Raw genomic sequence first — 26,658 nt, forward strand, 5'->3', positions numbered from 1 at the left:
TGGAGGCGCGACGCTCGATGTCTGACTTTGGAGGGCCGGTACTGGCGAGGGATTGCCCCGGAGGTCCAGGCTTCTGTCAGCCCAGGAGCGTTTCTCCTCCACTTTCGGGCGTTGCCAGGATTCCAAGCCTTGCACAGGATGCATGTCCACAGCCGGGTGGCTTGTCCGCTTCCTCTGAGCGTGTTACCTGCGAGGTCATCTGGAGCGGAAGTGGAAGGCAAGACCTCGAAGGTTGAGTCCTGGATTGCTGGTCTTGACGGTCGTTCTGAGCTGATTGAGAGTTCCTGGTCTGCGGTTCGGTAAAGGCTGTGTTGCAGGGGGGAAACACATGGCGACGCTCAAGACTCAACTGCGCCGTTGGGTGGTGATTGTCGGGACGGCGGCCGCGCTGGGCGCGGGCACTGCATACGCGCAGATACGTGAAGCGATGTGCTGCTATCCCTGCACGTGCATGCCGAATGGCAGCATGGGCTATTGCTGTGGGCCCTGCTAACGCCGCTGTTCCGAGCGCGCGTCATGCCTCTGGCCATCCGACTCCTCCGAGCCTCCGCCGCGCCGATGGTCTTCGTCGCGGTCACCGCGCTTTCGTGGTTCCTCGTCACCGCCTGGTTCGGTTCGCATGAGCCCGAGGTCTGTCCCCCTGGCGCTACGGTGGAGTCACCACCCCCGGAGACGCCGCCTGCCACCGTCTCCAGGGTGGGCTACCAGTCCGCCGTGAGCGGCTCCGGCTTCACGCAGTCCCACGTCAGCACGGACGTGCGCTTCGCCTCCTCGCGGACGGAGGGTGTGCGGACTTCTTCCAGTTCCCTCCTCGACGAGCGTGAGGGCGCGTCCGAGGAGCTCGCCACGCTGTTGGATGGGCGCAAGGGGCCGCGCCCCGCCCACTTGATGGATTGCTCCCGCGACGGAGGCACCTTCCGCTGTGGCGCGTGCACGACGGACAGTGACTGTCCCGCCGGTCAGGGATGCATCATCAATTATGGCAAGGGCTCCTTCGAGTGCGCCGCAAGCGAGTGCGAGGATGATTCAGGTTGCTTCCCCGGCTCCGTCTGCCGTGTCGCCGCGGGAGGAGCTCCGGGACCGGTGATTCGCCGGTGTCTGCTGGCGGGAGTCCGCCTCGCGGGGGAGTCCTGCAGCCGGTGGCCCGCGACGCGCGAGGAGGCATGCGAGGAGGGGCTGCTGTGCATCAACCATCGCTGCGGAGCGCCCTGCGTACCGGGGGAGCCGGGGTCGTGCCCGGAAGGGTCCATCTGTGAGGAGGCGCCCAGTGGCGCGGCCTGCGTTTCGGATTGCCGCGAGCAGGGGTGCCCCACGGGCAAGCAATGCGCGGCGCTCAACGGTGGCGTCCACCAGTGCCTGGACCTCATCGTGGACGAGTGCTCCGACGAGAAGCCCTGTGCGCAGGGGGAGAACTGCATCGTCCGGGGACGCATCGGACGCGCGGGTCGGTTCTGCGCGGCCGCCTGTGATTCGTGGAAGACGGACAGCTGCTCCGGGAATCAGGTGTGCGGGATGGGCGGGCCCACGGGGAGCGCGTGTTATGCGAAGTGCGACCCGCAGGACCTGAGCACCTGTCCCCAGGGCTGGCTCTGCACGACGGTGACGGAGGACCTCCAGTCGTGGGGATGCCTGCCGGACTTCCTGAGCAGCGTTCCCGCGCCTCCGCGTCCTCGTCCCTCCGCAAGGCCCACGGCTCCGTGAAGTGAGCGTGGACGGGGCCGGCTACCGCCGCTCCACGTCCCACCAGCCGAACCACATCGTCCGTTGCTCCGTGAGGTGGACCCAGCCGGGCGCATGCACATACGCACGGGGCAGCAGGCCCGCGTCCGTCACCGCTCGCGCGGTCTCCTCGAACGAGTACAGGTGCAGCGCCACGGAGGGGCCCGCTGTCTGGACCTCGCGCGTGGACGCCTCGTGTCCCTCGAGCCCGGGCCGCCGCTCCAGCACGGTGAAGAGCAGCCGCCCTCCCGGCTCCAGCGCCGCGGAGAGATGGCCGAGCACGCGCGGCAGGTCTTCACAGAAGTCCAGGCAGCCGATGGCCAGCGCGACGTGGAAGCGGCCCCACTCCGCGGGGAAGGGCTGGTGGTAGCTGTGCAGGTGCCACGCGCCTTGCGGCCGCGCACGCCGCGCCAGCTCCAGCATCTCCTGTGACAGGTCCGTGCCCACCACGTCCACGGAGGCGTCCAGTCCCCGCGTGTGCAGCCCCGGCCCGCACCCCACGTCGAGCACTCGGCACCCGGGCTTCACCGCGTCCGCGAGGAAGCGCTCCACCCGGTCCTCGTAGCGGTGCAGCACGGGGAAGAGCGCCTCGTAGGCCGGGGCAATCTCCCCGTACACCTGACGCACTCCGTCTTCCTGCGTGTCCCGGGACATGGTGGCCGCAAGCCTACGCAGGACGAGGACCCGCATGGAGAAGAACCCACGCGAGCCCCCCGACGGCTCACCCGCTCCGGGGCGTGCCGCACTCCGGGCAGAACTTCGCGCGCTCGGGAATCTCCTGGCCGCACTTGCCGCAGCCCACCTTCTGCACCGCCAGCGGCTTGCCGCACTCGCCGCAGAACTTCCCGCCGTCCACCTTCGCGCTGCAGTGCGGGCAGGCCGCCACGCGCGTCGCTGTCACGTCGAGCGACGCCACCTGGTCCACCTTGCGCACCTTCTCGCGCGCCTGCTCCACCGCCACGTGCGCCTGGATGGAGGCCGCCTCCTCCGCGAGGTCCGGCGCACACGCCTCACACAGGCTGCGCGAGTCGTTCCAGCACGACTTCGGGCACACCCACTTCCCGCACCGCGTGCAGTTCTTGAAGTGCTTGCGCCCTTCCTCCACCGCCTCCGCGTAGGCCTCGTCCCAGCCCTGGCCGCGCAGCGCGTCCTTCAGGTGTGTGCCCGCGTGCGCCGCCCGGCCAATCGTCCCGCCGAAGAACGAGCCCGCCGCGCGGAGAATCCCCGTGGCCACGCCCACCTTGCTCGCGATGAACGGCGACATGTGCCCGTTGCCGCACTTGTCGCAGAAGAACTCGAACTGGAAGCCGTAGTCGTTCGAGCGGTCCGTGTAGTTCCGGGTGAACTGAATCATCGACATGCCGCGTGTGCCCCCTGGCAACTCATGCGGCACGCTAACACGGACGCGGCGCGCCCCTCACCGAGGGACGCGCCGCCGTATCTCCGCTCAGCCCTGGACCTGCCGGAACACCGCCAGCGAGCGGCCCGTCGCCTCGAACTTCCCGGGCGCCGGCTCCCCGCTCCGGTTGTCATCCGCCGTGTACAGCTCCAATTCCCACCGCTGCCCGGCCGCCGCCGGAGGCAGCTTGAAGGACACCGGCTCGTGGTGCGAGTTGAGCAGCACCAGCAGCGCGTCGCCGTAGATGCGCTGCCCGCGCTCGTCCGGCGTCGGAATCGCGTCGCCTCCGAGCAGGAACGCCAGCGAGCGCGTGAAGGGCTTCTGCCAGTCGTCCGCGCCCATCTCCGTCCCGTCCGGCCGGAACCACGTCAAATCCTTGTGCTCCGAGTCCCACAGGTGCGCGCCCTTGAAGAAGCGGCGGCGCTGCAGCACCGGCTGCCCGTGCCGGAACTGGATGAGCTTGCGCGTGAAGGCGAGCAGCTTCTGCCGCCGCTCGTCCAGGTTCCAGTCCACGTAGGACAAGTCATTGTCCTGGCAGTACGCGTTGTTGTTGCCCTTCTGCGTGCGGCCCATCTCGTCGCCCGCGACAATCATCGGGACGCCGGTGGACAGGAAGAGGGACGCCAGGAGGTTGCGCTTCTGCCGCTCGCGCAGGGCCACGACGTCCGCCTTGTCCGTCTCGCCCTCCACGCCGCAGTTCCAGGACTGGTTGTCGTCCGCGCCGTCGCGGTTGTGCTCGCCGTTGGCCTCGTTGTGCTTGTGGCTGTACGTCACCAGGTCGTGCAGCGTGAAGCCGTCGTGCGCGGTGACGAAGTTGATGCTCGCCTGCGGCTTGCGCCGCGCCTCCGCGTACAGGTCCGCGTTGCCCGTGAGCCGGTAGCCCATCTCGCCCGCGAGATTCTCATCGCCCTTCCAGTAGCGGCGCAGCGCGTCCCGGTACTTGCCGTTCCACTCGCGCCACGGCGCCGGGAAGCCGCCCACCTGGTAGCCGCCGAGCCCCACGTCCCACGGCTCGGCAATCAGCTTCGTGCGCGAGAGCACCGGGTCCTGGTGGATGATTTGGAACAGCGCCGCGTTCCGGTCGAAGCCGCCCTCGCCCGTGCGCCCGAGCACCGGGGCCAGGTCGAAGCGGAACCCGTCCACGTGCATCTCGTTCACCCAGTAGCGCAGGCTGTCGGCAATCAGCCGCGCCGTCTGCGGGTGGGACGCGTTGACGCTGTTGCCGCACCCGGTGAAGTCCAGGTAGTGACGCTTCTCCGGCATGAGCCAGTAGTAGGCCGCGTTGTCGATGCCCTTGAGCGACAGCGTGGGGCCCAGGTGGTTGCCCTCGCACGTGTGGTTGTAGACGACGTCGAGGATGACCTCGATGCCGGCCGCGTGCAGGTCCCTCACCATGGCCTTGAACTCGGCCACCGCGGCGCCGGGCGTCTTGCGGCTGGCGTAGTACTGCTCCGGCGCGAAGTAGCCGAGGGTGTTGTAGCCCCAGAAGTTGGACAGCTTCTTGTCGTTGAGGAACGAGTCGTCCGCGAAGGCGTGCACCGGCAAGAGCTCCACCGACGTGACGCCCAGCGCCTTCAGGTGGTCGATGACGGCCGGCGAGCCCAGGCCCGCGTAGGTGCCGCGCAGGTGCTCGGGCACGCCGGGGTGGCGCATGGTGAGGCCGCGCACGTGGGCCTCGTACAGCACCGTCTTGCGCCAGGGCACGTCCGGACGTCTGTCATTGCCCCAGTCGAAGAAGTCGCTCACCACCACGCTCTTGGGCATGCCGGCGGCGCTGTCCCGCTCGTCCTTCGCCAGGTCCTGCTGAGCGTTGCCCAGCGGATAGCCGAAGACGGGCTGGCGCCAGTCCACGTCGCCGTAGAGCGCCTTGGCGTACGGGTCCACCAGCAGCTTGTGGGGGTTGCAACGATGTCCGTTGGCCGGGTCATACGGGCCGTGCACGCGCAGGCCATACAGCGCCCCCGGCTCCAGGCCCGGCACGTAGCCGTGGAAGACGTTGTCCGTCACCTCGTGCAGCTCGAAGCGGTCGGTTTCCTTCGCTGGGTTGGCGGAGTCATAGAGACAGACCTCCACCTTGGTCGCCACCGAGGAGAAGACGGCGAAGTTGACTCCGGTGCCGTCGAACGTCGCACCACGTGGCCAGGGCTTGCCCGGCCATACTTCCCTACTCATACGGGCTCTCGATTCCTCTGAAGGAAATTGCCCGCTGAATGTGGGAGTGCCCCTCCGGGCCGGCAACCGTCAGGCGGCGGCAGCGTGGTCCAGTGAGCGCCAGGTCCCCAACGCCCAGTCCTGCTCCTCCGGGTCGTCGAAGCTCACCACGCAGAGGGCCCGCCGCCTGCCGGAGCTGCACACGGCGGTCAGCCGGCACTCGCCCGGCTCCATGTGCAGGGAGGCCCGGCCACTCACCCGCTCGCCGCGGTGCTCCAGCTCCAACGCCCGGCGCTCGGCGCTGGTGGGGGCCAGGCTCTCCTCGGCGCCATCCTCCAGCGGCATGAAGCGCACGCTGCGGCGGTGGTCCCTCGCCACCCACGTGCCGTCCTGCAGGTGCGCCTCCGCGAGCGAGCCGGGGATGCGAATCTCCCAGCCCTCCGGCAGCGCCACCTGCACCGCGCCGCGCCGGTAGCCCATGGGCAGGCCTCCCGTCACACCGGCCGCGCGGCGACGGACCTCCTCGGCCAGGGTGCCGCCGATGCCCAGATAGCCGAGCACCTCCTGCCACTCGCGCCAGGGGTAGGGCAGGGACGGGTCCTCGCGCCAGGCCGACTCCAGCAGGCGGGCCACGTCGCGGAAGAGGGCGCGCTCCTCGTCGAGCAGCGGCGGGCGCCACACCACGTCCGTCCACATGCGGCACAGGGCGCGGCTCAGACGCGTGCGCGCGTGCAGGCCCGGCTTCCACCAGGGGAACACGTCCATGCCGCGGCGCGGGTCCTCGTAGACGTTGCGCAGCCAACGCTCGTCGCGGGGCCCCAGCGGCGTGAGCAGCGCGCCGGGGTGCTCGAAGGTGTGGCCGAAGCGCATGGACAGTCCGAAGCCGGACTCTCCCTGGCGGCGCATGCGCAGCACCTGGGCCACGGACTCCTGGAGCGAGGCCAGCATGTAGACCTCCACCGGGCCCTCGTCGCCCGTGTGGAAGTAGCCCGTCGGGTCGCCCACGCCGGCCGCCTCGTCCGGGTCCGCCCAGGTGAGGCCGAGCTCCTGGCCAAGGCGCTTCACCATGTCGCAGAGGAAGATGTGGTAGCCGGGGCCCCCCGCGGACGTCTCGGCGGAAATCACCACCCGGGCGCCGCTGGCCGCGAGGACGGACACCTCACCGGCGGCCGGGTGCAGGCGCAGCCGGAGCAGGGGTGCGCCCTGGGGGCCGGTGCCCATGCGGACGCTCTCCAGCAGCTCCTCCGCGTGCTCATGGAACCAGGCGAGGGCCCGCCGCAGCCAGGGCTGGCCTGCCTCGGGGGGCGAGAAGGGGTTCCCGTCCACGTCGCGTCGGCCGGCCAGCAGCAGCTTCACACTCATTTGCCCCACCCGAGTTCAAGCTTCGGTTCCCTCTTTCCGAATAGCGTGTCTTGCCTCGAAGGTGCCACCGACGCGCAGTGCCTGCTCGCCCGTCCTCCACGTCGCCCGGAGTTGCGGGCGGGGCGGCGAGCGCACGGTGGGTTGTCTGTCCTTCGTGAACAAACAAGTCCAACTGTGTTGCAGCCGTGCAAGCAGGCGCTCGGATGGCGGGTGACCATGGACCGGAGGGCACACAGCTTGGTGGGCAGGAGGCTGCCATGAGCAAGAAGGACGTCCTGCACATTCCACCGGAAGCCCTGCCCACCGCGCCCGACCGCATCGCCAGCACGGAGGAGGAGCACCCGCACCGCGGTCCACCGTTACTGCAACCGGATGGCGGTCCCGGCAACAACCCCGGCTCCGGCGGCAACCCACGCATCATCGAGCCCGTGGGAACGCCCCGCCCGTATCCCGGCACCAGCGTGCAGTGAGCGCGCGGTAGCGCACGTGTGAGGGCCGCTCCCCAACCCGTTCGCATGAGGACGCGGGTGGGGAGCGGAGCAGTTTCCATCGTGCTTCAGCGCGCCTTGCGGATGGGCAGGAACACCGGCTTCCACATCCGCTGCTCCAGGTGTGCCTCCAGGTCCTCCGGGAGCTGCTCGCCGCAGACGCCTTCCTTCACCGCCTGGCGGATGACGGCAATCGCCACCTGCTTGCTCGCGGTGTGGATGCGGTCCATGCGCGGGTAGAGGCCGCCCTGCGCCAGCCGCTGCGCGTCCACGAACTCACCGAGCGCGAGCGCCGCCGCGGTGAGCATGCCATCCGTCACCCGCTTCGCGCGGCACGTGAGCACGCCCAGCCCCAGGCCCGGGAAGATGAACGCGTTGTTGCCCTGGCCCACCGGGTACAGCGCGCCGTTGAACTCCACGTCGTCGAAGGGACTGCCCGTGGCCACGAGCGCCCTGCCGTCCGTCCACCGGTACACGTCCGAAGGAATCGCCTCGCTGTTGGCCGTGGGGTTCGACAGCGCGAAGACCACCGGGTACGGCGTGTTCCGGGCCACCTCGCGCACCACTTCCTCGCCGAAGGCGCCGCGCTGGCCGGACAGCCCGAGCAGCACCGTCACCTTCGCCTCGCGCACCGTCTCCAGCAGCGAGGGAATGGCGCCCTGCACCTTCCAGCCCGCCACGCGCGAAGGCTCCTGGGCCAGCTCGCGCTTGTAGGGCTCCAGTCCCTTGCGGTCCTTGAGGATGAGCCCCTTGGAGTCGATGAGGAAGATGCGCTCGCGCGCGGCCTGTGCGCTCAGCCCCTGCAACTGGAGCCCGCGCACAATCTGCCGTGCGACACCTACGCCGCCCGCGCCCGCGCCGTGGATGACGAAGGTCTGCTGCGTCAGCGGCTGCTGGCTGCGCCGTGACGCCGCGAGCAGGCCCGCGAGCACCACCGCGCCCGTGCCCTGGATGTCGTCGTTGAGCGAAGGCAGCACGTCCTGGTAGCGCTCGAGCACGTCGAAGGCCTTCTGCTTGCTGAAGTCCTCCCACTGCAACAGCACGCGCGGGAAGCGGCGCTGGAGCGCGGTGACGAAGCGGTGGATGAAGTCGTCGTAGGCCTGGCCCTCCAGGCGCTTCATCCGCACGCCGAGGTACAGCGGGTCGTCGAGCAAATCTTGCCGGTTGGTGCCCACGTCCAGCTCCACGGGCAGCGTCACGGCGGGGTCGATGCCCGCGGCCGCCGTGTACAGCGACAGCTTGCCGATGCAGATGGCCAGCCCGCCGAAGCCCTGGTCGCCGATGCCGAGGATGCCCTCGTTGTCCGTGGCGACGATGAGCTGCACGTCGGGGAAGGGCGTCTCCTCCAGCAGCGAGTCGATGCGGTCGATGTTCTCCGGGTTGACGACGAGCCCGCGCGGGAAGCGGTAGATGCGGCTGAACTGCTCCACCGCCTGCGCCACCGTGGGCGTGTAGATGATGGGCATCATCTCCTGGATGTGCGTGTCCAGCAGCGCGTAGAAGAGCACCTCGCTGCGGTCCTGCAGCGCGCGCAGGAAGACGTGCTTCTCCAGGTCCGTCTTGAAGGACTTGAAGTTGGCGTAGGCGCGCGTCACCTGCTCCTCCAGCGAGGAGACGTGCGTGGGCAGCAGGCCCAGCAGGCCGAAGGCCTCGCGCTCCTCCCGCGTGAAGGACGTGCCCTTGTTGAGCAGCGGGAGCCGGGTGAGCAGCAGTCCCGGCAGGGACGTCTCCAGGTAGGGGCGGCCGTCGGCGTCGTACTTCTTCTCGTATTGTTTCATGGCGGAAGCGTTCCCTCTTCGCGGTGGCCACGCCAGCACGTCTTTTCAACCACCCCCTGGAAATGGCGATGCCCGCGCAGGGCCTGCGCGGGCACCGTCCACCCAGTCATGTGCGCCGGGCCGGGACTACTTGGTGCGCGTACCGGACTCCGGCACAGTGGTGCTGTCGTTGGACGTGTCCGTGGAGTTGCTGGTGTCCGGCGTCGTCATGTCGCCGCCCCTGTCACCCGTGCCGGCCGGGTCCAGCGTGGTGTCGTCGCTCGGCTCGGTGCTCACGTCGCTGCCGGAGCCGCCGGTGCCGGGGTCCAGGGTGGTGTCGGAGCCGGTGCCGCCCGTGCCCGGCTCGGTGGTGGTGCCGGCGCCGGTGGTGCCAGGGCCGGTGCCCGGGTCCACGCTGCCGGAGTTGATGTCGCTACCGGTGCCGGTGCCGCCTGTGCCCGGGTCCATGGTGCCGCCCGTCTCCGGGCTCATGCTCGGTTCATCCATGCCCGTGCCGCCCGTGCCCGGGTCGGTGGTGGTACCGGTACCGGTGCCGGTGGTGTCACCTCCCGGGGTGCCCGTGCTGGTGCCGCTGGTGTCACCGCCCGTGGTGGACGGCGCCGTCGGCTCTTCCTTGGTGGCGCCCGAGTCCGACTTGCAGCCGGTGCCCAGCGCGAGGATGCCGGCGGACAGAGAAGCGAGAACGAGCTTGGTCTTGAGGAACTTCATGTGGGTAGCTCCCAGTGAGTGTGAGGGGTTTGGCTGCTGCTGGTGGGGAACGTGAGCAGCCAGATTCCGGTGTGCAGGGGCCGCTCTTCTGGCTGCCTGCTCTTCGGGGTGGCACTGGGAACAAGACCCGGGGGTGACTCCCCGGGTCGGTACTGTGTGTCAGTCAGCGGTGTTGGGGCCCTGCAGCCGGGGGCGGTCATCACCCCGGGTGCCCCGCGCGCGGCGGCGCAGGGACTCGCGCCAGCCGGGGGCCAGTAGCTCGCAGTCGGCCAGCGCGGCCGCGGCGTCGGGCGCATGGCCGTGCATGGCGTGGTTGGCGAAGGCGATGGTGAAGGAGGGGAAGGGGCGCTCGAGGAGCTCCAGCGCATCGCCCTCGCGCACGGGGCCTTCCTCCAGCACGCGGAAGTACCAGCCGGTGCGGCCCGTCTCCTGGATGAGCAGCGCCAGGTCCTTGCGCTCCCAGCGGCGCGCGGGCTTCCAGCACGGCTGGCGCGGCTGGGACACCTGCACGCGGGCGCCGCCCACGCGCAGCACGTCACCGATGCAGACGGCGTCCTCCGTGCCGCCGGAGAGGACCCAGTTCTCGCCGAAGGCGCCCGGGCCCACGTCGTCGCGCTCCAGGCGCTCGCGCCAGAAGGCGTAGTGCGAGGCGGGGTAGGCGAGCACGGCCTTCTCGAAGCCGCCGTGGACCCGGAGGTCCGCCTGCCCGTCTCCAGCGAGGCCCGTGCGGGACAGCCACAGCGGCCCGGGCACCGGCTCCTTGAAGATGGCGCTCGTCCACGCCTGCGCCAGCGGCGACGCGGCTCCAGGCGTGCCCAGCTCGCGGGGCAGGCCCACTCGCAGCGAGAGGATGTTCATGGCTCCCGGGACAAAGCAGGCGCGAAGCCGGGTGTCCAGCGGGGCCGGGCCTGCCTCCAGCGGGAGTGCACGCAAGACCGCCGGGCGCATGGAGCGCGCCCGGCGGCCGCGTGTTTCAACCGTCGCCTAGAACCCGGTGCCGGCGTCGATGACGGAGCCACCGGTGGGCGGCTGGAACGTGCTGGACGAGTCGCTGGGATTCGGATTCAGCCCGGGCGTCGTGCCGGTGCCGGTGCCGGAGCCGCCCATGCCCACGCCCGCGTCCGTGCCGGTCACCGACGGGGTGCCGCCGGTGCCCGAGCCGCCCATCCCCGTCCCCGTCGTCCCGGGAGCCGTGGTGGGGGTGCCCGGCGGCGTGTACACGGGCGACGTGCCCGTCGTGGTGCTCCCCGTCGACGTACCCGTTGCGCCCGGAGCCGTCGTGTCCGGCGTCTGGGTGCCCGTGGCGGTGCCCGTGCTGGTGCCCGTGCCCGTGCTCGGCGTCGCCTGCGCCAGCGTCACCGGCGCCTCCGTCGCGCTGCATGCCGTCCCCAGCGCCAGGGTGCCCGCCAGCGCGCCTGCCCACATCCAACCCCGCTTCGTGTGCTTCACCATTGCTGCCTCCCTTCGTGGGTGTGCGTCCTTCAGCGTTTCAGCTCGTGTGCGTGGCGGGCTTCGAGCCCGGAGTCCCCGCCACCGTCGTCTCGTTCTCGTTCACCCGGCACGCCCGGCGGCGCCGCTGTCGGCGCTCGGAGAGCACGAGCAGCAGGGCCGGGAAGGCCACCAGCATGATGAGCAGGTTGCTGGCGAAGCCCAGGTTGGCCACCGCGCCAATGGAGTTGAGGCCTGGGTGGTCCGCGAGGAAGAGCGCGCCGAAGCCCATGGCGCTCGTCAGCAGGCCCCCGCAGATGGCCCGTCCCGTCTCCGAGTAGACAGCCACGAAGTCGCTGCCTGGCGACGACAGGCGCGTGAGCAGGTGCACGCCCGCGTCCACCGTGGTGCCGATGAGCACCGGCACGATGAGAATGTTGAGGTAGTTGAACTTCGCGCCCATCAGCGGCATCAGCCCCACCAGCGCCAGCAGCGACACCACCGTGGGCGCCAGGCACAACAGCGCCATGCGCAGCCCGCCCAGCGTGGCCCACATGGCCAGCAGCACCGCCAGCGTCGCGCCGCCGAGGATGAGCGGCCCCTCGTGCGTCACCATGTCCAGGATGTCCGCCATTACCATCGCTTCACCCGCGATGGGGCTGCGCTGGACGCCCTCGGGGTCCACGCCGCGCACCTCGCGCGCCATCGCGCGGACGGCCTTCCCGTCCGACAGGCTCACCGACGGGTACACCATGACGAAGCCGCCCGTGCCGCCCTGCCGGCTCTGGAACTGCTGGCGCACGCTGGCCGGCAAGTCGTTCCGCGTGAAGGGCTGTGCCCTGGCCTCGCGGCGCAGCGACGCCAGTTGCTCGCGCTGCTGCGGCGACAGGCGCTCCTCCGGGACGTCCTCCAGCTGCTTCGACAGGCGCTGGAGCACGGCCTGCTTCGCCTGCTGGTCCGCGGGGACGAGCGACGACAGCGAGGCCACGAAGTCGATGGTGGAGTCCTTGCCGTGCGCGCGCTGCGTCTCCTGGAGCGCGTGCACCATGGCCTGCTCCTGCTCCGGCGTGTCGGTGAGCACCACCACCGGCGTCTGCGAGTAGCCGATGATGCGGTTGACCTCGCGGTCCAGGACGAAGGACGGCAGGCCCTGGTCCTCCAGCGAGCGGAAGTCGTAGTCGAAGCGCACCCTGGGCACCTGCGTCAGCAGCCCCGCGAGCAGCACGGCCGACACGGCGGTGATGAGCATGCGGTGCCGCACCAGCACGCGGCCCATGGGCGAGTGGCGGGGCGAGGCCGCCGCGAGCCGGGGTCGCCACCTCCAGCGTGCGGTCAGTCCCAGCAGCGCGGGCAGCACCAGCACGTACGCGGCGACGAGCACCAGCATGCCCACGCCGGCAATGACGCCGAACTCACGGAACGCGCGGAAGCGCGAGGTGCCCAGCACGAAGAAGGTGAGCGCCGCCACCAGCGCGGACACCAGCGCCGCGCCGCCCGTGTGGGTGAAGGACTCGCGCGTGGCCTGCTCGGAGGACTCGCCGTCGCCGCGCAGGTGCAGGTAGCGCCCCAGCAGGTGGATGCCGTGCTCGATGCCCAGGCCGCCCAGAATCGCGCCGAGGAAGCCCGTGAGCAGATTCACCTGCCCGTACACCGCCCCCACCAGCCCGTACGTCCACGCCAGGCCCGCGCCCACAGGCGTCAGCACCAGCCCCACCGCGAGCGCGCTGCGGAAGTGGAAGAGGAGGTAGAGGAGCATCAGCGCCAGCGCCACCGCCGATGACACCGCGATGTCGCGCGAAATCTGCGCCTGCTGGTCCAGCTTCTTCTGGAAGGTGCCGGTGAGGTTGACGCGGAAGTCGGGGCCGTACTTCGACAGGTCCTGCGCGTCGAGCAGCCCGCGCACCTCGCCGATGATGCGGCGCGAGTACCCCAGGTCCGCGGAGGTGGTGTCCGGCTTGGCCAGCAGCACCACGCGGCGCGCGTCCGGGTCCAGGTAGTAGTCGCCCTCGTTGTTGGACAGCCGCTGCCCCGCGCTGCCGCCGTACTTCTTCTCCAGGTCGGAGAAGTCCAGCGACGGCGGCCCCTCGTCCAGCAGGTCCACGTAGAGGGGGTTGGCGCGCTGCTTCTCCCACTGGATGCGCGCCTCCAGCCGGCGGGAGACCTCCTTCAAGTCGTCCTCGGACAGGAAGTAGAGCGCCCTGTCGCGGAAGAAGGCGCTGGGCCGCTTTGCCTCCACGAAGCGGATGCCGGGCAGCGCCTCCAGCTTCGGCGACAGGTCGTTCGCGAAGCGCTCGAGGGACTCGGCGTTGCCACCTTCGCCCACCACCGCCACCCAGCCGAGCGCGCCGAAGCGCTGCTCCAGCGCGTGCAGGTCCTGCACGCTCTCGAACGAGTTCGGCAGCAGGTCCACCAGGTTGGCGTTGAGGCGCAGGTTCCGGGCGAAGAAGCCCCCCGCCGCGGCCAGCACCACCGCCAGCAGCAGGGCCAGCGCGGGACGCCGGTGGTTGTAGGCGGCCACGGCACCGACGGTGCGCTCTACACGCACCATCCACCTGCGCTCGCCCTGCGAAGTCGAGTCCGGTTCCATCGCTCGCCAGGTCCCGCCGTCCGGCCCACCGGCCCACCCGGTGGTACGGAGGACGGAGCGGCTTCCCCTCCCCCGGGTGCCCGCTGGCGCGGACCCCATGTCGCGGGGCAACGTGCCCACTCCCGAGGGGCCATGCAGTCCCACGCCGCCTGCCTGTCCGCTCTCCGGGGAGGCGGCGCGGGCCCCGCTCATGGACGGGATTCACGCGACTCACAGGTGGTTTTGCCAGCCCCGAAAAAGCAGGACAGACGGGCGGGCGTCCCCGCGAAACCCTTGTTACACAGGGCAGGTAATTCGTTACCTTACTTTCCGCCTTCCGGCATAAACGCGTTGACTCGACGGTTTGCGCGTGCCCAAGGTGGGCGGCGTTTGCCCCAGTCAACACAGCGGGTGTCGCAACATGGATGAGAAGCGTTGGTCGGAGCGTTTCGAGGGGGCGATGGGACGCCTGGCCGCACGGAACCACCGGCGGCCCCTTCAGGCCCTGCTGTTGACGCTGGTGCTGACGGTGGCGGGGCTCTTCTTCGCTCGGACGCTGTCGCTGAACGCGGACTTCGTGGGCCTGCTGCCCAAGAACTTCCCGTCCGTGCAGGACATCGACAAGCTGCGCAAGCGCTTCGGTGGCCAGGGCAACGTGGTGGTGGTGGGCATGGGCGCGGAGCCCGAGGCCCTCAAGCGCTTCGCGGATGACCTGGCGCCCAAGCTGGCGGCGCTGCCGGAGCTCCGCTACGTGTCGCACCAGCGGCCGAGCGCCTTCTTCGACGAGCACGCGCTGTACTACGTCGACCTCCCGGACCTGAAGACCATCCAGGAGCGCATCGACGCGCGGATGACGTGGGAGAAGGAGCAGGCCAACCCGCTCTTCGTGCGGCTGGATGACGCGCCTCCGCCGTCCGTGGACTTCTCCGACATCGAGCAGAAGTACACCGGCCGCGCCAACCAGCGCCTCTCCGGCCAGGGAGACCTCTACTACCTGGACACGACGGAGCGCATGGTGGTGCTGATGGCGAAGCCCCGGGGCAGCGCCGCGGACCTGAACTACTCGAAGAAGGTGGTGGGCCAGGTGGAGGACTTCCTGGCCACGCAGGACCTGTCGAAGTACGGGCCGGGCTTCAAGACGGCGGTGACGGGCACCTTCAAGAAGAAGATCGACCAGCAGCGCGTCATCGTCAGCGATTTGGCGAGCGCGTCCACGCTGGCCATGGTGCTGCTGCTGGCGTACCTGGCCTTCCACTTCCGCAGCGCACTGGCGGTGGGCCTCACCATGCTGCCGGTGCTGGCGGGCCTGGCGTGGACGTACGGCTACGTGGGGCTGGCGTACGGGCAGGTGAATCTGCTCACCGGCTTCCTCGCGGCGGTGCTGGGCGGCCTGGGCGTGGAGCACGGCATCCACCTGTTGGGGCGCTACGGCACGCTGCGCTCGGAGGGGATGACGTCCGAGGCGGCGGTGGCGGAGTCCTTCCGGCACACCGGCTTCTCCGCGCTCATCTCCGCGCTGGTGGCGGCGCTGACGTTCCTCTCGCTGGCCATGTCGGAGTTCCGAGCGTTCCGTGAGTTCGGCGTCATCGCCGCGGTGGGCATGTTGGTGAGTGTGTTCTCGTACGTGCTCATCCTGCCGGCGCTGCTGGGGCTGGCGTCGCGCTTCGGGTGGACGCCGCGGGTGCACGAGAGCTCGGCGGGGCCGCTGGGCCTGCTGGCGCGGTGGCTGCCGCGCTCGTACCGGGGCGTGGGGCTGGTGGTGGGCGCGGGCGTGCTGGTGCTCGTGTCGCAGGCGTACCGCGTGTCCTTCAACTACGACTCGCGCTCGCTGGAGGACTACAAGCAGGCGTCGGCGGTGCTGGACCAGAAGGTGAACAACATCCTCGGCTACTCGCAGACGCCGGTGGTGGTGTTGACGGACTCGCTGGACATGGAGCGCGAGGTGGTGCGCCAGCTGGAGGCGCGCAAGGCGGCGCGGGGCAAGGACTCCACCATCGACTTCGTGGGCGCGCTGGAGGACCTGGTGCCGCGGCAGCAGGCGGAGAAGCAGCAGGTGCTCCAGGCGATTGCGTCCAAGCTGGGCAAGCTGGACCCGGAGCGGCTGCCGGCGGACACGCGCGCCACGCTGACGCGCGCGCTGCACATGGCGGCGGCGAAGCCCTTCACGCAGGAGCAGCTGCCGACGAGCGTGCGCCACCAGTTCGAGAGCCTGGATGGGAGCACGGGCGGCGTGGTGCTGGTGTACGCGGGCGGAGTGAGTCTGTCGGACGGTGAGGGCACGCGGCGCTTCGCGAAGGAGGTGCGCGGCCTGCAGATGCCGGACGGCAGTCAGGTGTCCGCGGCGGGCGAGGCGCTCATCCTGGCGGACATCCTGGACATGGTGTCGCGCGAGGGACCGCGCATCCTGGTGGCGGCGGTGCTGAGCGTGCTCGCGGCGATGTGGCTGACGCTGGGCAAGCTGCGCACGGCGCTCATCTGCATGTTGCCCACTCTGCTGTCCGTCATCGGGCTGGTGGGCCTGATGTCGGTGCTGGGCCTGCAGTTCAACTACCTGAACATCATGGTGCTGCCGGTGCTGATTGGCACCACGGTGGACGCGGGCGTGCACCTGGTGCAGCGGCTGGGCGAGCCGGGCGCGGACTTCATCTCCGTGTATGGCGAGACGGGCCGGGCAATTACAGGCGGCCTGCTGACGAGCGCCATCGGCTTCGTGGCGCTGATTCTCGCGAAGCACCCGGGCCTCAACTCGATTGGAGACCTGGCCAACCTGGGCTTTGGCATCAACCTGGTCATCGTGCTGCTCGGCTTCCCGTCGCTGCTGCTGCTGGTGGAGCGCTGGCGGCGCCGGCACGGCACCACGCCGGAGACGCCCGAGGAGCCCGCGCCCGAGGCGTGAGCCGTTGGCTGACTCCCGGTGTCCTGGCTATGAAGCGCCATGAGGCCGCCGCGCCTGATGCGGCGGCCCCGAGCGAGACGGAAGGAAGAGCCATGACGCAGGGAATGATGCGGAGCGCGGGTCGTCGGTGGCTGGTGGCGGCGGTGCTGCTGGCCGCCGCGGGCTGCAGCCACGGGAGCAAGAAGGACAAGCAGGGCGACGTGCGCTGTGCGGAGTCGCGAGACCTCACGTGCGTCACCGGTGAGAGCTGCACCCTGGACCGCGACCGCGGCTGCGAGGTGTGCCGGTGCTCCCCGGCCGACGCGCTCACGCCCACGGACAACCGGCGGCCCGAGGCGATGCAGCCGACCCAGTTCGGGCGGTAGTCGCGGGCTAGCGGGCCTCGGCCGCCGACTCGGTGGTGCCGGGCCGCTGGAAGGCGCCGTCCATGGCCATGGCGTCATGGACCCGGGCGGCGATTTCGAACGAGTGCAGTCGCGCGGCGTGGTCGAAAATCTGGCCCGTCACCATCAGCTCGTCCGCGCCGGTCCGCTCGATGAAGGCCTCCAGTCCGCGGCGCACCGTGGACGGCGAGCCGATGACGGTGCACGAGAACATGTGCTCCAGGAACGTGCGCTCGGCTTCCGTCCAGCGTCCCTCCATGCTGTCCACGGGCGGCTGGAGCGGGCCCGGGGTGCCACGGTGCAGGTTGATGAAGGCCTGCTGGAGCGAGGTGGCCAGCCGCTGTGCCTCCGCGTCCGTGTCCGCCGCGAAGACGTTGAGGCCGAGCATGGCGTACGGCTTCTGGAGCGACGCGGACGGCTTGAAGTTCGCCCGGTAGAGGTGCAGCGCCTGCATCATCTGGTCGGGCGCGAAGTGCGAAGCGAAGGCGAAGGGCAGGCCGAGCGCCGCCGCGAGCTGCGCGCTGAAGGTGCTGGAGCCGAGGAGCCACAGGGGCACCCGCAGCCCCGCGCCCGGTACCGCGCGCACGGCCTGCTGCGGCGTGGCGGGCTCGAACCAGGCCTGCAGCTCCATGACGTCCTGCGGGAAGCTCTCCGCGCTGCTCATCAAGTCGCGGCGCAGGGCGCGGGCGGTGCGCTGGTCGGTGCCCGGCGCGCGCCCCAGGCCCAGGTCGATGCGGCCGGGGAAGAGGGCCTCCAGCGTGCCGAACTGCTCGGCGATGATGAGCGGCGCGTGGTTGGGGAGCATGACGCCGCCCGCGCCGATGCGAAGGGTGGAGGTGCCGCTGGCCACGTGGCAGATGACCACCGAGGTCGCCGCGCTGGCGATGCCCGTCATGTTGTGGTGCTCGGCCAGCCAGAAGCGCTTGAAGCCCCACCGCTCCGCGTGCTGGGCCAGGTCCAGCGTGTTGCGGAGGGCCTGACCGGCGTCACTGCCCTGGGGGATGGGGGAGAGGTCGAGGACGGAAAAGGGAATCATGGCCGTTACCTTTTGGCTGGAGCCGCTCTCTAACACCGGGGAGGAGCGAGCGCAGGCCGTTGTTCGGCGGCTCCCTTCGGTTTCGAGGAACGGTTCACTCCAAGGTAGCCATCGCTCAGCAGAGGAGCGGGTAGTCCGCCGGGCGGATGAGCAGCCGCCACCGGCCCCCGTCGCGGAACAGGAGCCCGGGCACGGCCTGCGCCTTCAGGCCCACGCGCACCAGGTGCACCTCCTGGACGCCGGAGCGGAGCGTGGCGACCCACGCGGTGGTGGGCTCTGCGTACTCGGCAAAGCTGGCGAAGAGGAGCTGCTGCTTCGCGTACAGGAGCGAGGCGCCCGGGCAGGTGAGACGGGTGAAGGGAGGCTGCTGCTCCTGGCGGCAGTCCGTGAGCTGGAAGGGCGGGGCGAAGAAGCCCACGCCGCCCTGCCGCTCCTCGAGCACCGCGCTGGCGTCGCCGTGAGACACCCAGCGGTAGGCCAGGGGGAGCAGACCCTCGGGGAGGGACGTGGCGGGAGTGCTCTCGTCCACGGGCACCTGGAACTCCTTCGCGGCCCACTGCTTCGCGGTGGGGGCCTTCTCGGGCTTGCCGGGGGGCGGGGTGCTCAGCGTCCCCTCGACTCGCCCCGCCAGGGCGGCGAGCCCTTCTCCGACGTCGGCCGTGCCGGGCTCCTGTGTGTAGACGCCCACGGTGTGGCACGTGGGCCGCCCGGAGTCGCACAGGTCGGCGCAGACGGCTTCGACGCGCTGGAAGCGGGCTGGAGCCAGGCCCTTCTTCCCGAGGAGCGTCATGACCTCGAGCCGGGACGCCACGCCTTCCGGCGCTGCTTCACCGAGGACGACGCGGAACGTTCGGCCGTGCTGGTCCTCCAGGGAATAGGGCGCGGTCCACCGCTCGGCAGCGGAGGCAGCGAGCGAGGTGAGCGTGAGTCCGAGCATCAGGGCGTTGCGCATGACGTCCTCCGGAAGCCGGCACAGGTTGCAAGGGGTGTTCCCACGCGGAGGAGGACGCCACCGTGGCCGGAGGGCCGCACACCCGAGGATCCGCCGATTCCGAGCGAAGCCACGCCCTCCCGCGCCGGCGGGCAGGCGAATAGCCATTGGGTATGACGACTCAGACGACGGACGTGGTGATTGTGGGTGGCGGTCCTGGGGGCTTGAGCGCGGCGCTGGTGCTGGGCCGTGCGCGCAAGAAGGTGCTCCTCTGCGACTCGGGCACGCCCCGGAACGAGGCGGCCGAGCACATCCAGGGCTTCGTCACCCGGGACGGCACGCCGCCGAAGGAGTTCCGCCGCATCGGCCGCGAGCAGCTCCGGCCCTACGACGTCGAGGTCCGCAACGTGCGGGTGGAGGGCATCGAGCGCATCGGCCCGCGCTTCCGTGTGCTGCTGGAGGGCGGCGGCACGGTGGACACGCGGCGCGTGGTGCTCGTCACGGGCATGGTGGACGTGCTGCCGGACCTGCCCGGCTACAAGGAGCTGTGGGGCAAGGCCATCTTCCAGTGTCCCTACTGCCACGGCTGGGAGATTCAGGACCGGCAGTGGGGCGTGCTCGCGTCGTCGGAGCTGATGCTCGACTTCAGCATGTTCGTGACGGGCTGGACGCGCGACGTGGTGGTCTTCACCGAGGGGGCGCTCGTGGTGTCCGCGGACAAGCGGGCGCAGCTGGAGCGGGCGGGCGTTCGCCTGGAGGAGCGGCGCATCCGCCGGCTCGTGCCCACGGCGGAGGGAGACGCGCTGGCGTCGGTGGAGCTGGAGGATGGGACGCGGGTGGAGCGGGAGTTCATCTTCGCCCGTCCGCCGCAGCGTCAGGTGGAGCTGGTGCAGCGGCTGGGGCTCGCGCTGGACGAGCAGGGCTTCGTCAAGGTGAACGAGTTCCAGGAGACGTCCATCCCCGGCATCTTCGCGGCAGGGGACCTCACGACGATGCTGCAGGGAGCGCTCATCGCGGCGTCGCAGGGGGCGATGGTGGGATACAAGATGAACCACACCCTGAACATGGAGTCCGCGGGCGTCAGTCATGGGTGACGTGGTTGAGCTCCGCGCACGGGCTCGCTACGAAGGCCACATGCCCTCCGAGTCGTGCACCCCGAAGCACTTCGTTTCACAGACGCGGAGGGACTTCGAGCAGGGGCGGCTGCCCATCATGGTGGAGCGACTGCAGGTGCGGGACTCGGGGATGCGAGGCCCCGCCGCCGTCCACACCTACGCGGTGGTGATGCTGGTGACGCGAGGCCAGTCCCGGGTGCGGCACGCGGGCGAGTTCGCGGTGCGCGCCGGGGACGTGCACCTCATTCCGCCCGGGGATCCGCATCGCGTGGGCGTGTCGGACGCGGAGGGCTGGGGGCTCGCCTTCCATCCGGAGGTGCTCGGCGGTGCGGACGGCATGGGGGAGGGGGCGTCGCGGCTCGGGCCGTTGATGCGGGTGCGCCAGGGCTGTCACCCCGTGCTGCGGCCCACGGCGGTGCAGCGCCGCCGGCTGCTGCGGTGGATGCGGCTGCTGGGAGAGGAGCTGGCGCACGCGGAGCGGGGCGGTGATGAGGCCGCGCTCGCGCTGCTGCGACTGGTGCTCATCGAGCTGGAGCGCATGTCGTCGCCCGCCGTCGCGCAGGAGTCGCCGTCGGTGGGACTGAGCCGCAAGGCGCTCACGTACATCGAGACCCACTGCCTCGAGCCGCTGTCGCTCGCGAAGGTGGCCAGGGCGGTGGGCCGCTCGTCCGCGCACGTGGCGGGCGTGGTCCGTCAGGAGACGGGCCGCACCGTGGGCGAGTGGATTCTGGAGTGCCGCATGGCCGAGGCTCGCCGCCGGCTGAGAGGCACGGACGAGCGCGTGGACATCATCGCCGAGCGCGTGGGCTATGCGGACGTGACGCACTTCATCCGTTTGTTCCGCCGTGTGCACGGTGTCACTCCGGCAGCGTGGCGGCGCAGGGTGACGGTTTCTGAGACTCGAGAGTGAATCATCTGGGCTGACACGCTCATGGGCCCGTCCGTGCCGCTCCTGCGCAACGGGCGAGAAGTCGCATGGGCAGGCTCACGCCCTACAACTCGCCAAGGATTCGGCTGTTCCTGTCGATTGCGTAGGTGGCTCCGACATCCATGATGGGCGTTTCGAGTTCGATGCCGCATCTGGAGAATCTGGGGAGGATGCGGGCGAAGTAGAGGTCGTCGTTCGCCTTCAGCACGGTGATGTCATACGTGTCCCTTCGGGAGAGGCACTTCGCCAGTTGCTCATTTCGAGCCTCGGCCTTGGCGTCAGGCGGAAGAAACTCGTTCATCGCGACTTCGAGTGCCGCTGCGGTGGGGCCGTCCAGGTGAATGCCCTGCTCCATGGAATCCGGGAAGGAGATCCTGGCCGCTTCCTCTGGAGGCGCGCGCTCGGCTCTCTTGACCTTGTGGTAGCCAAGGAGTGAGCAGCCATTCATCAGGAGAGAGAGGCAGAGGATGGTGAGGGCGGGGGCGAACTTCATGAGAAGCATCCTCGGGGGATTGTGAGGAGCAGGGGCTTCCGAGGGCCCGCGCGAGCAGACAGCTTGCACCCATACGGCGCGCTGTCAGGCCTGAAGCTACGCCGCGCGCTCGCCCGTCCGGGACTTCCACGCCTCGACGAAGTCCGCGAGACCGCCGAGCTGCCGGTCATTCAGCGTGGACTGCCACCGCGCCTTGCGCAGCTCACGGTACGCGTCAGGCGCTTCCCAGCCGCGCGCCACCATGACGGCCAAGCCCATCAGCGGGCCCCGCCCTACGCCGTGCTCGCAGTGCGTGAAGAGGTGCCCGCCCTTCTCCACCCGGGGCAGTGCCCACTCCACGCCGCGCATCAACTGCTCCACCGACGGTGGGTAGCGGTCCGTCACCGGCAGGTGGAAGAATTCGATTCCCAGCGCCGCCAGCGCCTTCGCGTCGTCACAGCGCTCCGCGCGCAAATCAATCACCGCGGTAATGCCACGCGCCTTCAGCTCCGCGTACCGAGAGCGCGGCACGCCGCCGCCCACGTGGAGCCAGTCATTCACGCGCGACACGTTGAGGCCCTGTCCGGGCAGCTTCGTGGTCCACTCCACGCACCGCGCCACCGAACGCAGCACCTGCTTGCGCACCCAGCCTCTCACTCCCGGCACATGGTGCACGTCGCGGAGCAGCGACACGCTCACTGGTCGCCCTCGAGCGTCACTTCCATCAGCCCCGCCAGCGGCGGCTTCCCCGCGCGCTCCAGCACCGCGCGGTGCAGGTACGTCACCGGCGAGCCCACCACCGGCTTCACCAGCCCGGCCAGCACGCCCAAATCCTCCACCGGCGCATCACGCTTCAACAGCTGCGTGGAGCGCAGCACCAGCGCCGCCCCGCCGTCCCCAAACACTTCCACCTTCCACACGCTGCGCTCCTTCGCGCCCTCGCGGCTCAGCGTGAAGTGCTCCAGCAGACGCGGCGACCCGCCCTCCTCCCACTCGTACACGGGGCCGAATTCACCGTCCTGGCCCTCGCGCGCCAGCAGCACCAGCCGCTCACCGCCGCGCAGCGCGCGGAAGCGCACCCAGCGCTTGGCCAGCTTCGCCGGAGCAATCGTCGAGCGCGTGTGGTCCGCGTACCCGCCACCCACGCGCGTCTCCTCTGCGGCCTTGGGAAGCTGCAGCGTCACCCGCAGCGGGCTGAACGCCAGCGTCACCTCGTGGCGGTAGCGCGCGCTGCCCACCTCCACGTCGGAGCCTTCGGGGGAGCGAGGCTGCACCGGCGCGGCGTACTCCAGCGCCACCCGCCCACCGTCCAGCGGCGCCTCCACCCGCGTGAAGCCACCCGCCGACCGCGCCGTGCACGCGCCCACCTGGAGCGTGCCGCTGGTCACGTCGTAGCTCCACTCCTTCTCGCCCACCTTCTTCTGCGGCGTCCACGCGCGCTGCCCGGGCTTGAGCACCGACGCGCGGCAGATGCCATGTCGCGAGCCGGGACCCAGGTTCGTCAGCGACAGCTGCACCAGGACGAAGGTGCCATCCTCCAGGTCCCCGATGAAGGTGAAGCTCTCCCCGTAGTTGTCGAGCGGGGAGGGCGTCGGCTCCAGCCCCGCGCCCGCCGCCCGTCCGGGCAGCGCGAGCGTGGTGAGGAGCACCACCACCATCAGGACCTGAAAGAGGGCTTTACGCAGCATGTGGGCGCTGCTCCAGGAGCGCATCCGGCGAGGCGTTGTCGTTGAAGACATAATCGCGCTGCAGGGGCAGGTTCCACGCGAAGTACACGACGCCGCGCACCAGCCACCAACCCAGCGCGTAGGGCAGTTGCGGATGCAACGTGAACAGCGCCACGCCACCCGCGTTGAGCAGCGCGCTCGTCCCGCTCACCACCGCGTAGCGCGCCAGCTGCCGCGACACCGCCGCGGTGCTCTTGAAGGTGAGCACGCGGTTGATGGAGTAGTTCACCACCGCGCCCAGCACGGAGCCCACCACCGTGGCCCAGGCGGGCAGCACGCTCAGCCACTCCACCAGGACCAGCACCAGCGCGAAGTCCGCCGCCGTGGCCACCGCGCCCGCCACCGCGTTGAGGCCGTAGATGGCCTTCTCGGAGCGCGCCTCCTGCCGCTTCGGCGCCAGCGCCTTCACCAGGTTCCGGAAGCGGGTGATGGCCGTGTAGTTGCTCATGATGGACACGAACACCAGGCCCACCACCGCCAGCCAGTGCATCGGGTGCTTCTCCTCGGGCCAGAAGATGGCCTCGAGGATGGGCGACAGCGCCGTGCCCACGCCCAGGAAGAGCACGCGCTCCAGCCGCTGCATGGCGCCGTCCCGCACGCTCACGCCCAGGCCCTCGCCCTTGGCGCGCACGTACGGCACCAGCGACGAGCCGAGCAGCGCCATCAGCGCGGGCAAGAGCACCCACGTGTCCCGGTAGTACCAGGCCAGGCCCATCAGCATCGCCGAGTCCACGTACCTGTCGAGCACCGAGTCCAGCGCCGCGCCGGCCGGGTTGGCCTCCTTGCGCGTGCGGGCGATGCGGCCGTCCATGACGTCGAGGATGCCCGCGGCCAGGAACAGCCAGCCGCCCAGCGCGAAGCGGCCCGCCGCCAGCGCCACACCGGCGGAGATGCCCAGCAGGCCCGACAGCATGGACAGCGCGTTGGCCGGCAGGCCCGAGCGCAGAATCACCGTCCACAAGGGCTGGATGACCCAGAAGAAGTAGTGCCGGAGGAAGAAGCCCACCAGCACCGTGCTGCCGCGCTTGAGCGTCTCCTCGTCGCGGGGGATGCCCTTGAAGGCGCACCGGATGCAGAAGAGCAAGAGCCCCCCGAGGAAGTAGGCACAGGCCAGAATCGCGGGGGCCAGCGCCGTCCAGATGCGGGCCGACGGAGACAGGTTTCCGCTCAGCCAGGCCATCAGGTTCTCAAGCACGGGTGTCTCCTCTAGAGGTCGTCAGGGGCACTGCGATGGGCGCCTGCGCCGTGCGGCGCGCGAACACCGCCTCCACCACCAGGAAGGCGGCGAGGGCCGCGGTCAACCCCGCGAGCACGTCCAGGATGTAGTGGTGCGTCAGGTACACGGCGGAAAACGACACGAGCGCCGAGAACAGCGCCGCGGGCACGCGCCAGGCCCAGCCCTTGTGCCACAGGAAGAACACCATCATGAACGGGTAGGACGCGTGCAGTGACGGCATCGCCCCGAAGACGTTGGTGTTCCGCGCGTAGAAGCTGGCGAAGTAGTGGATGCCCAGCAGCGCGTCGAAGCGCGCCGTGCCCGCCGGACTGGGCAGCGCCGCGAGGTCCGCGGGGCCGGGGCCGTACTTCAGGACGTACCAGGGGGGCGCCGCCGGATAGACGAGGTAGATGACCACGCCAATGGCGTTCACCAGCAGGAAGGCCCAGCACACCTTTTCGAAGCGCGTGTCCTTCTTCACGAAGAAGAAGATGGCCACGGCGAAGACCTCGTACAGGTAGGCCGCGTACGAGAAGCCGCAGAGAAGGTCCAACACCGGATTGAAGCGGGTGGCCCACCACTCGGGCCAGTTGAGGCCGCCGGGGGCGGGGAACAGCTGGCGCTCCAGCTCCCACAGGTCACCCGTGTGGATGGTGCCCCGCAGGAACAGCCAGAGTCCCTGGCTGTCCAGCAGCATACCGGTCAGCCATAGCGGGAGCCCGCCTGCCAGGAAGCGCCGCGTCCGGGGGCCCGCCCAGGCCACCCCCATCAGCAGCACGTCCGCGGCGACGTGGTCCCACCGGAGCCGACCGGTGGCCGCCACCAGCGCCACGTGGCCCGTCGCCAGGAAGGTGACGAGCCACGTGAACGGCGTGGCTCTACTTGGAGAGCGGGAGGTCATCCCCGTAGTAGTCGAGTCCGAGGTGGGTGATGGGCTCTTCGCCAGCGACGACGCGCAGCGTGTTCTTCAGCTTGGTCAGCTGGATGAACAGGTCGTGCTCCACCGGAAGGCCCGGCATGGCCATGGGGCTCTTGAAGTAGAAGGACATCCACTCCTGGATGCCGCGCCACTCCAGCCGCTTCGCCAGGTCCAGGAACAGGGCGATGTCGAGGACGAGCGGCGCCGCGAGGATGGAGTCGCGGCAGAGGAAGTTGACCTTGATCTGCATCGGGTAACCCAGCCACCCGACGATGTCGATGTTGTCCCAACCCTCCTTCGCGTCGCCGCGGGGCGGGTAGTAGTGGATGGACACCTTGTGCGCGTACTTCTTGTACAGCTCGGGGTAGAGCTCCGGCTGCAGGATGGTGTCCAGCACGCTCGACTTGGTGACTTCCTTGGCCTTGAAGGCCGCGGGGTCGTCGAGCACCTCGCCGTCGCGGTTGCCGAGGATGTTGGTGGAGAACCAACCCTCGAGGCCCAGCATGCGCGCCTTGAGCGCGGGGGCGATGACGGTCTTCATCATCGTCTGGCCGCTCTTGAGGTCTCGCCCGGCGACGGGGATGCCCTCCAGCTTCGCCAGCTCCTGCAGCGCGGGCGTGTCCACGCTGGCGTTGGGCGTGGCGTTGGCGAAGGGCACGCCCTCCTTCAGGGCCGCGTAGGTGTAGAGCGCGGTGGGGTTGATGTCCGGGCTGTTCTCGTCGAGCGCCTTCTCGAAGGCGGCCAGCGTCTTGAAGGACTCCGGCAGCGGGCGGAAGGTCTCCACGCTGCTGCACACCACCATCACGGCGCGCTTGGCGTTGAGCTCCTTCTTGAAGTCGCGGATGTCCTGGCGCAGCGCCTCGATGCTCTCGCGGTGCGTCTTGGTGGTCTTGGTGTGGTTCGCCTCGATGCGGCGGACGAACTCGGCGTCGTGGACGCCCTTCTTCGGCTTGATGTTCTGCAGGAAGGGCTTCACCTGCTCCAGGTGCTTGTCGTTCAGCACGCCGGAGCGCACCGCGACCTGGTACGCGTCCTCGCTGATGATGTCCCACGCGCCGAAGACGACGTCCTGCAGCTCGGCCAGGGGCACCAGCTCGCCGAGCTTCACGGTGCGGCCGTCGGTGCGCTTGCCCAGGCGCGCCGTGCCCATCTGCGTCAGCGAACCGATGGGCTGACCCTTGCCCTGACGTGCCAGCTCCACGCCCGCCATCAGCGTCGTGGACACCGCGCCCAGGCCCGGCACCAACACCGCCAGCTTGCCCTCGGGCTTCGAGACCGACCTCTTGTTTTCCATCTTGGAGTTCCTTCGAAGGGCGGAAACCAGTGCGCCCCGCTAGACGTATTCGAGTCCGCCGTATGCATTGCCTTCGGTACGATACCTATGGGGCATGCGGAAAATCTCGAAAGCGGATGGTTGATACTCTAAAGCGTTGTTG

At 69.9% G+C, this 26,658-nt stretch carries 23 protein-coding genes; 6 read left to right on the top strand and 17 right to left on the bottom strand.

Going from position 1 to position 26,658, the window contains the following annotated elements:
• The first annotated feature begins 516 nt into the window (after positions 1-516).
• Positions 517-1,701 (top strand): hypothetical protein, encoded by a 1,185-nt coding sequence (locus G4D86_RS30550; RefSeq protein ID WP_163997605.1) that lies wholly within the window; start codon positions 517-519, stop codon positions 1,699-1,701.
• Between the two features lie 21 nt (positions 1,702-1,722).
• Here the strand turns inward: G4D86_RS30550 and G4D86_RS30555 are convergent, their stop codons facing one another.
• The 4 genes from G4D86_RS30555 to G4D86_RS30570 form a co-directional block, all read right to left on the bottom strand.
• Positions 1,723-2,373: a class I SAM-dependent methyltransferase gene (locus tag G4D86_RS30555; RefSeq protein ID WP_163997606.1), complete on the bottom strand. Its 651-nt coding sequence runs from the start codon at positions 2,371-2,373 to the stop codon at positions 1,723-1,725.
• A 67-nt stretch (positions 2,374-2,440) separates the two neighbouring features.
• A complete protein-coding gene (locus tag G4D86_RS30560; protein WP_163997607.1) occupies positions 2,441-3,079 on the bottom strand; it encodes a zinc ribbon domain-containing protein in 639 nt (212 codons plus the stop codon).
• Positions 3,080-3,166: 87 nt separating this feature from the next.
• The gene (gene glgX / locus G4D86_RS30565; RefSeq protein ID WP_163997608.1) at positions 3,167-5,290 is read right to left on the bottom strand and encodes a glycogen debranching protein GlgX; all 2,124 of its coding nucleotides are present in this window, start codon (positions 5,288-5,290) and stop codon (positions 3,167-3,169) included.
• 69 nt (positions 5,291-5,359) lie between these two features.
• Complete coding sequence (locus tag G4D86_RS30570; RefSeq protein WP_163997609.1) at positions 5,360-6,631, bottom strand: hypothetical protein; 1,272 nt, start codon at positions 6,629-6,631, stop codon at positions 5,360-5,362.
• Between the two features lie 257 nt (positions 6,632-6,888).
• Here G4D86_RS30570 and G4D86_RS30575 point away from each other — a divergent pair, with 257 nt between their 5' ends.
• Positions 6,889-7,101, top strand: a complete 213-nt coding sequence (locus tag G4D86_RS30575; RefSeq protein ID WP_205519845.1) for a hypothetical protein — start codon at positions 6,889-6,891, stop codon at positions 7,099-7,101.
• A gap of 86 nt (positions 7,102-7,187) precedes the next feature.
• Here G4D86_RS30575 and G4D86_RS30580 read toward each other — a convergent pair whose 3' ends face one another.
• From G4D86_RS30580 to G4D86_RS30600, 5 genes are all read right to left on the bottom strand, one after another.
• Positions 7,188-8,897 carry an NAD-dependent malic enzyme gene (locus G4D86_RS30580; protein ID WP_163997611.1) on the bottom strand — a complete coding sequence of 570 codons (1,710 nt, stop codon included), beginning with the start codon at positions 8,895-8,897 and terminating at the stop codon, positions 7,188-7,190.
• Positions 8,898-9,023: 126 nt separating this feature from the next.
• Positions 9,024-9,605, bottom strand: coding sequence for a hypothetical protein (locus G4D86_RS30585; RefSeq protein WP_205519847.1), 582 nt, complete (start codon positions 9,603-9,605; stop codon positions 9,024-9,026).
• A 159-nt stretch (positions 9,606-9,764) separates the two neighbouring features.
• Entirely contained in the window at positions 9,765-10,463 is a 699-nt protein-coding gene (locus G4D86_RS30590) for an MOSC domain-containing protein (protein ID WP_163997612.1), read from the bottom strand.
• A gap of 126 nt (positions 10,464-10,589) precedes the next feature.
• Positions 10,590-11,057, bottom strand: a complete 468-nt coding sequence (locus G4D86_RS30595) for an Erp protein (RefSeq protein ID WP_163997613.1) — start codon at positions 11,055-11,057, stop codon at positions 10,590-10,592.
• A 37-nt stretch (positions 11,058-11,094) separates the two neighbouring features.
• The gene (locus tag G4D86_RS30600; RefSeq protein ID WP_163997614.1) at positions 11,095-13,620 is read right to left on the bottom strand and encodes an efflux RND transporter permease subunit; all 2,526 of its coding nucleotides are present in this window, start codon (positions 13,618-13,620) and stop codon (positions 11,095-11,097) included.
• Positions 13,621-14,020: 400 nt separating this feature from the next.
• Here G4D86_RS30600 and G4D86_RS30605 point away from each other — a divergent pair, with 400 nt between their 5' ends.
• Together G4D86_RS30605 and G4D86_RS30610 are read left to right on the top strand one after the other, a co-directional pair.
• Positions 14,021-16,495, top strand: coding sequence for an efflux RND transporter permease subunit (locus G4D86_RS30605; protein WP_163997615.1), 2,475 nt, complete (start codon positions 14,021-14,023; stop codon positions 16,493-16,495).
• A gap of 92 nt (positions 16,496-16,587) precedes the next feature.
• The gene (locus tag G4D86_RS30610) at positions 16,588-16,860 is read left to right on the top strand and encodes a hypothetical protein (RefSeq protein WP_163997616.1); all 273 of its coding nucleotides are present in this window, start codon (positions 16,588-16,590) and stop codon (positions 16,858-16,860) included.
• Positions 16,861-16,867: 7 nt separating this feature from the next.
• Here G4D86_RS30610 and G4D86_RS30615 read toward each other — a convergent pair whose 3' ends face one another.
• Positions 16,868-17,914, bottom strand: a complete 1,047-nt coding sequence (locus G4D86_RS30615; RefSeq protein ID WP_163997617.1) for an LLM class flavin-dependent oxidoreductase — start codon at positions 17,912-17,914, stop codon at positions 16,868-16,870.
• A gap of 115 nt (positions 17,915-18,029) precedes the next feature.
• Complete coding sequence (locus G4D86_RS30620; protein ID WP_163997618.1) at positions 18,030-18,866, bottom strand: hypothetical protein; 837 nt, start codon at positions 18,864-18,866, stop codon at positions 18,030-18,032.
• Between the two features lie 152 nt (positions 18,867-19,018).
• Here G4D86_RS30620 and G4D86_RS30625 point away from each other — a divergent pair, with 152 nt between their 5' ends.
• Complete coding sequence (locus G4D86_RS30625) at positions 19,019-19,939, top strand: NAD(P)/FAD-dependent oxidoreductase (RefSeq protein WP_163997619.1); 921 nt, start codon at positions 19,019-19,021, stop codon at positions 19,937-19,939.
• 40 nt (positions 19,940-19,979) lie between these two features.
• Complete coding sequence (locus tag G4D86_RS30630) at positions 19,980-20,870, top strand: AraC family transcriptional regulator (protein ID WP_163997620.1); 891 nt, start codon at positions 19,980-19,982, stop codon at positions 20,868-20,870.
• 82 nt (positions 20,871-20,952) lie between these two features.
• Here G4D86_RS30630 and G4D86_RS30635 read toward each other — a convergent pair whose 3' ends face one another.
• From G4D86_RS30635 to G4D86_RS30660, 6 genes are all read right to left on the bottom strand, one after another.
• Positions 20,953-21,381 carry a hypothetical protein gene (locus tag G4D86_RS30635; protein ID WP_163997621.1) on the bottom strand — a complete coding sequence of 143 codons (429 nt, stop codon included), beginning with the start codon at positions 21,379-21,381 and terminating at the stop codon, positions 20,953-20,955.
• Positions 21,382-21,477: 96 nt separating this feature from the next.
• Positions 21,478-22,059 (bottom strand): protein-tyrosine phosphatase family protein, encoded by a 582-nt coding sequence (locus tag G4D86_RS30640; RefSeq protein ID WP_163997622.1) that lies wholly within the window; start codon positions 22,057-22,059, stop codon positions 21,478-21,480.
• Positions 22,056-23,048 carry a hypothetical protein gene (locus G4D86_RS30645; RefSeq protein WP_163997623.1) on the bottom strand — a complete coding sequence of 331 codons (993 nt, stop codon included), beginning with the start codon at positions 23,046-23,048 and terminating at the stop codon, positions 22,056-22,058. Before G4D86_RS30645 ends, G4D86_RS30640 begins: the two co-directional genes overlap by 4 nt.
• Positions 23,038-24,282 (bottom strand): GtrA family protein, encoded by a 1,245-nt coding sequence (locus G4D86_RS30650; RefSeq protein WP_163997624.1) that lies wholly within the window; start codon positions 24,280-24,282, stop codon positions 23,038-23,040. The genes G4D86_RS30645 and G4D86_RS30650 overlap by 11 nt, the downstream gene beginning before the upstream one ends.
• Positions 24,275-25,204, bottom strand: a complete 930-nt coding sequence (locus G4D86_RS30655) for a phosphatase PAP2 family protein (protein ID WP_163997625.1) — start codon at positions 25,202-25,204, stop codon at positions 24,275-24,277. The genes G4D86_RS30650 and G4D86_RS30655 overlap by 8 nt, the downstream gene beginning before the upstream one ends.
• Positions 25,182-26,516, bottom strand: coding sequence for an inositol-3-phosphate synthase (locus G4D86_RS30660; RefSeq protein WP_163997626.1), 1,335 nt, complete (start codon positions 26,514-26,516; stop codon positions 25,182-25,184). The genes G4D86_RS30655 and G4D86_RS30660 overlap by 23 nt, the downstream gene beginning before the upstream one ends.
• Positions 26,517-26,658: the final 142 nt, after the last annotated feature.

The organism is Pyxidicoccus caerfyrddinensis (assembly GCF_010894405.1).
Classification (GTDB): Bacteria; Myxococcota; Myxococcia; order Myxococcales; family Myxococcaceae; genus Myxococcus; species Myxococcus caerfyrddinensis.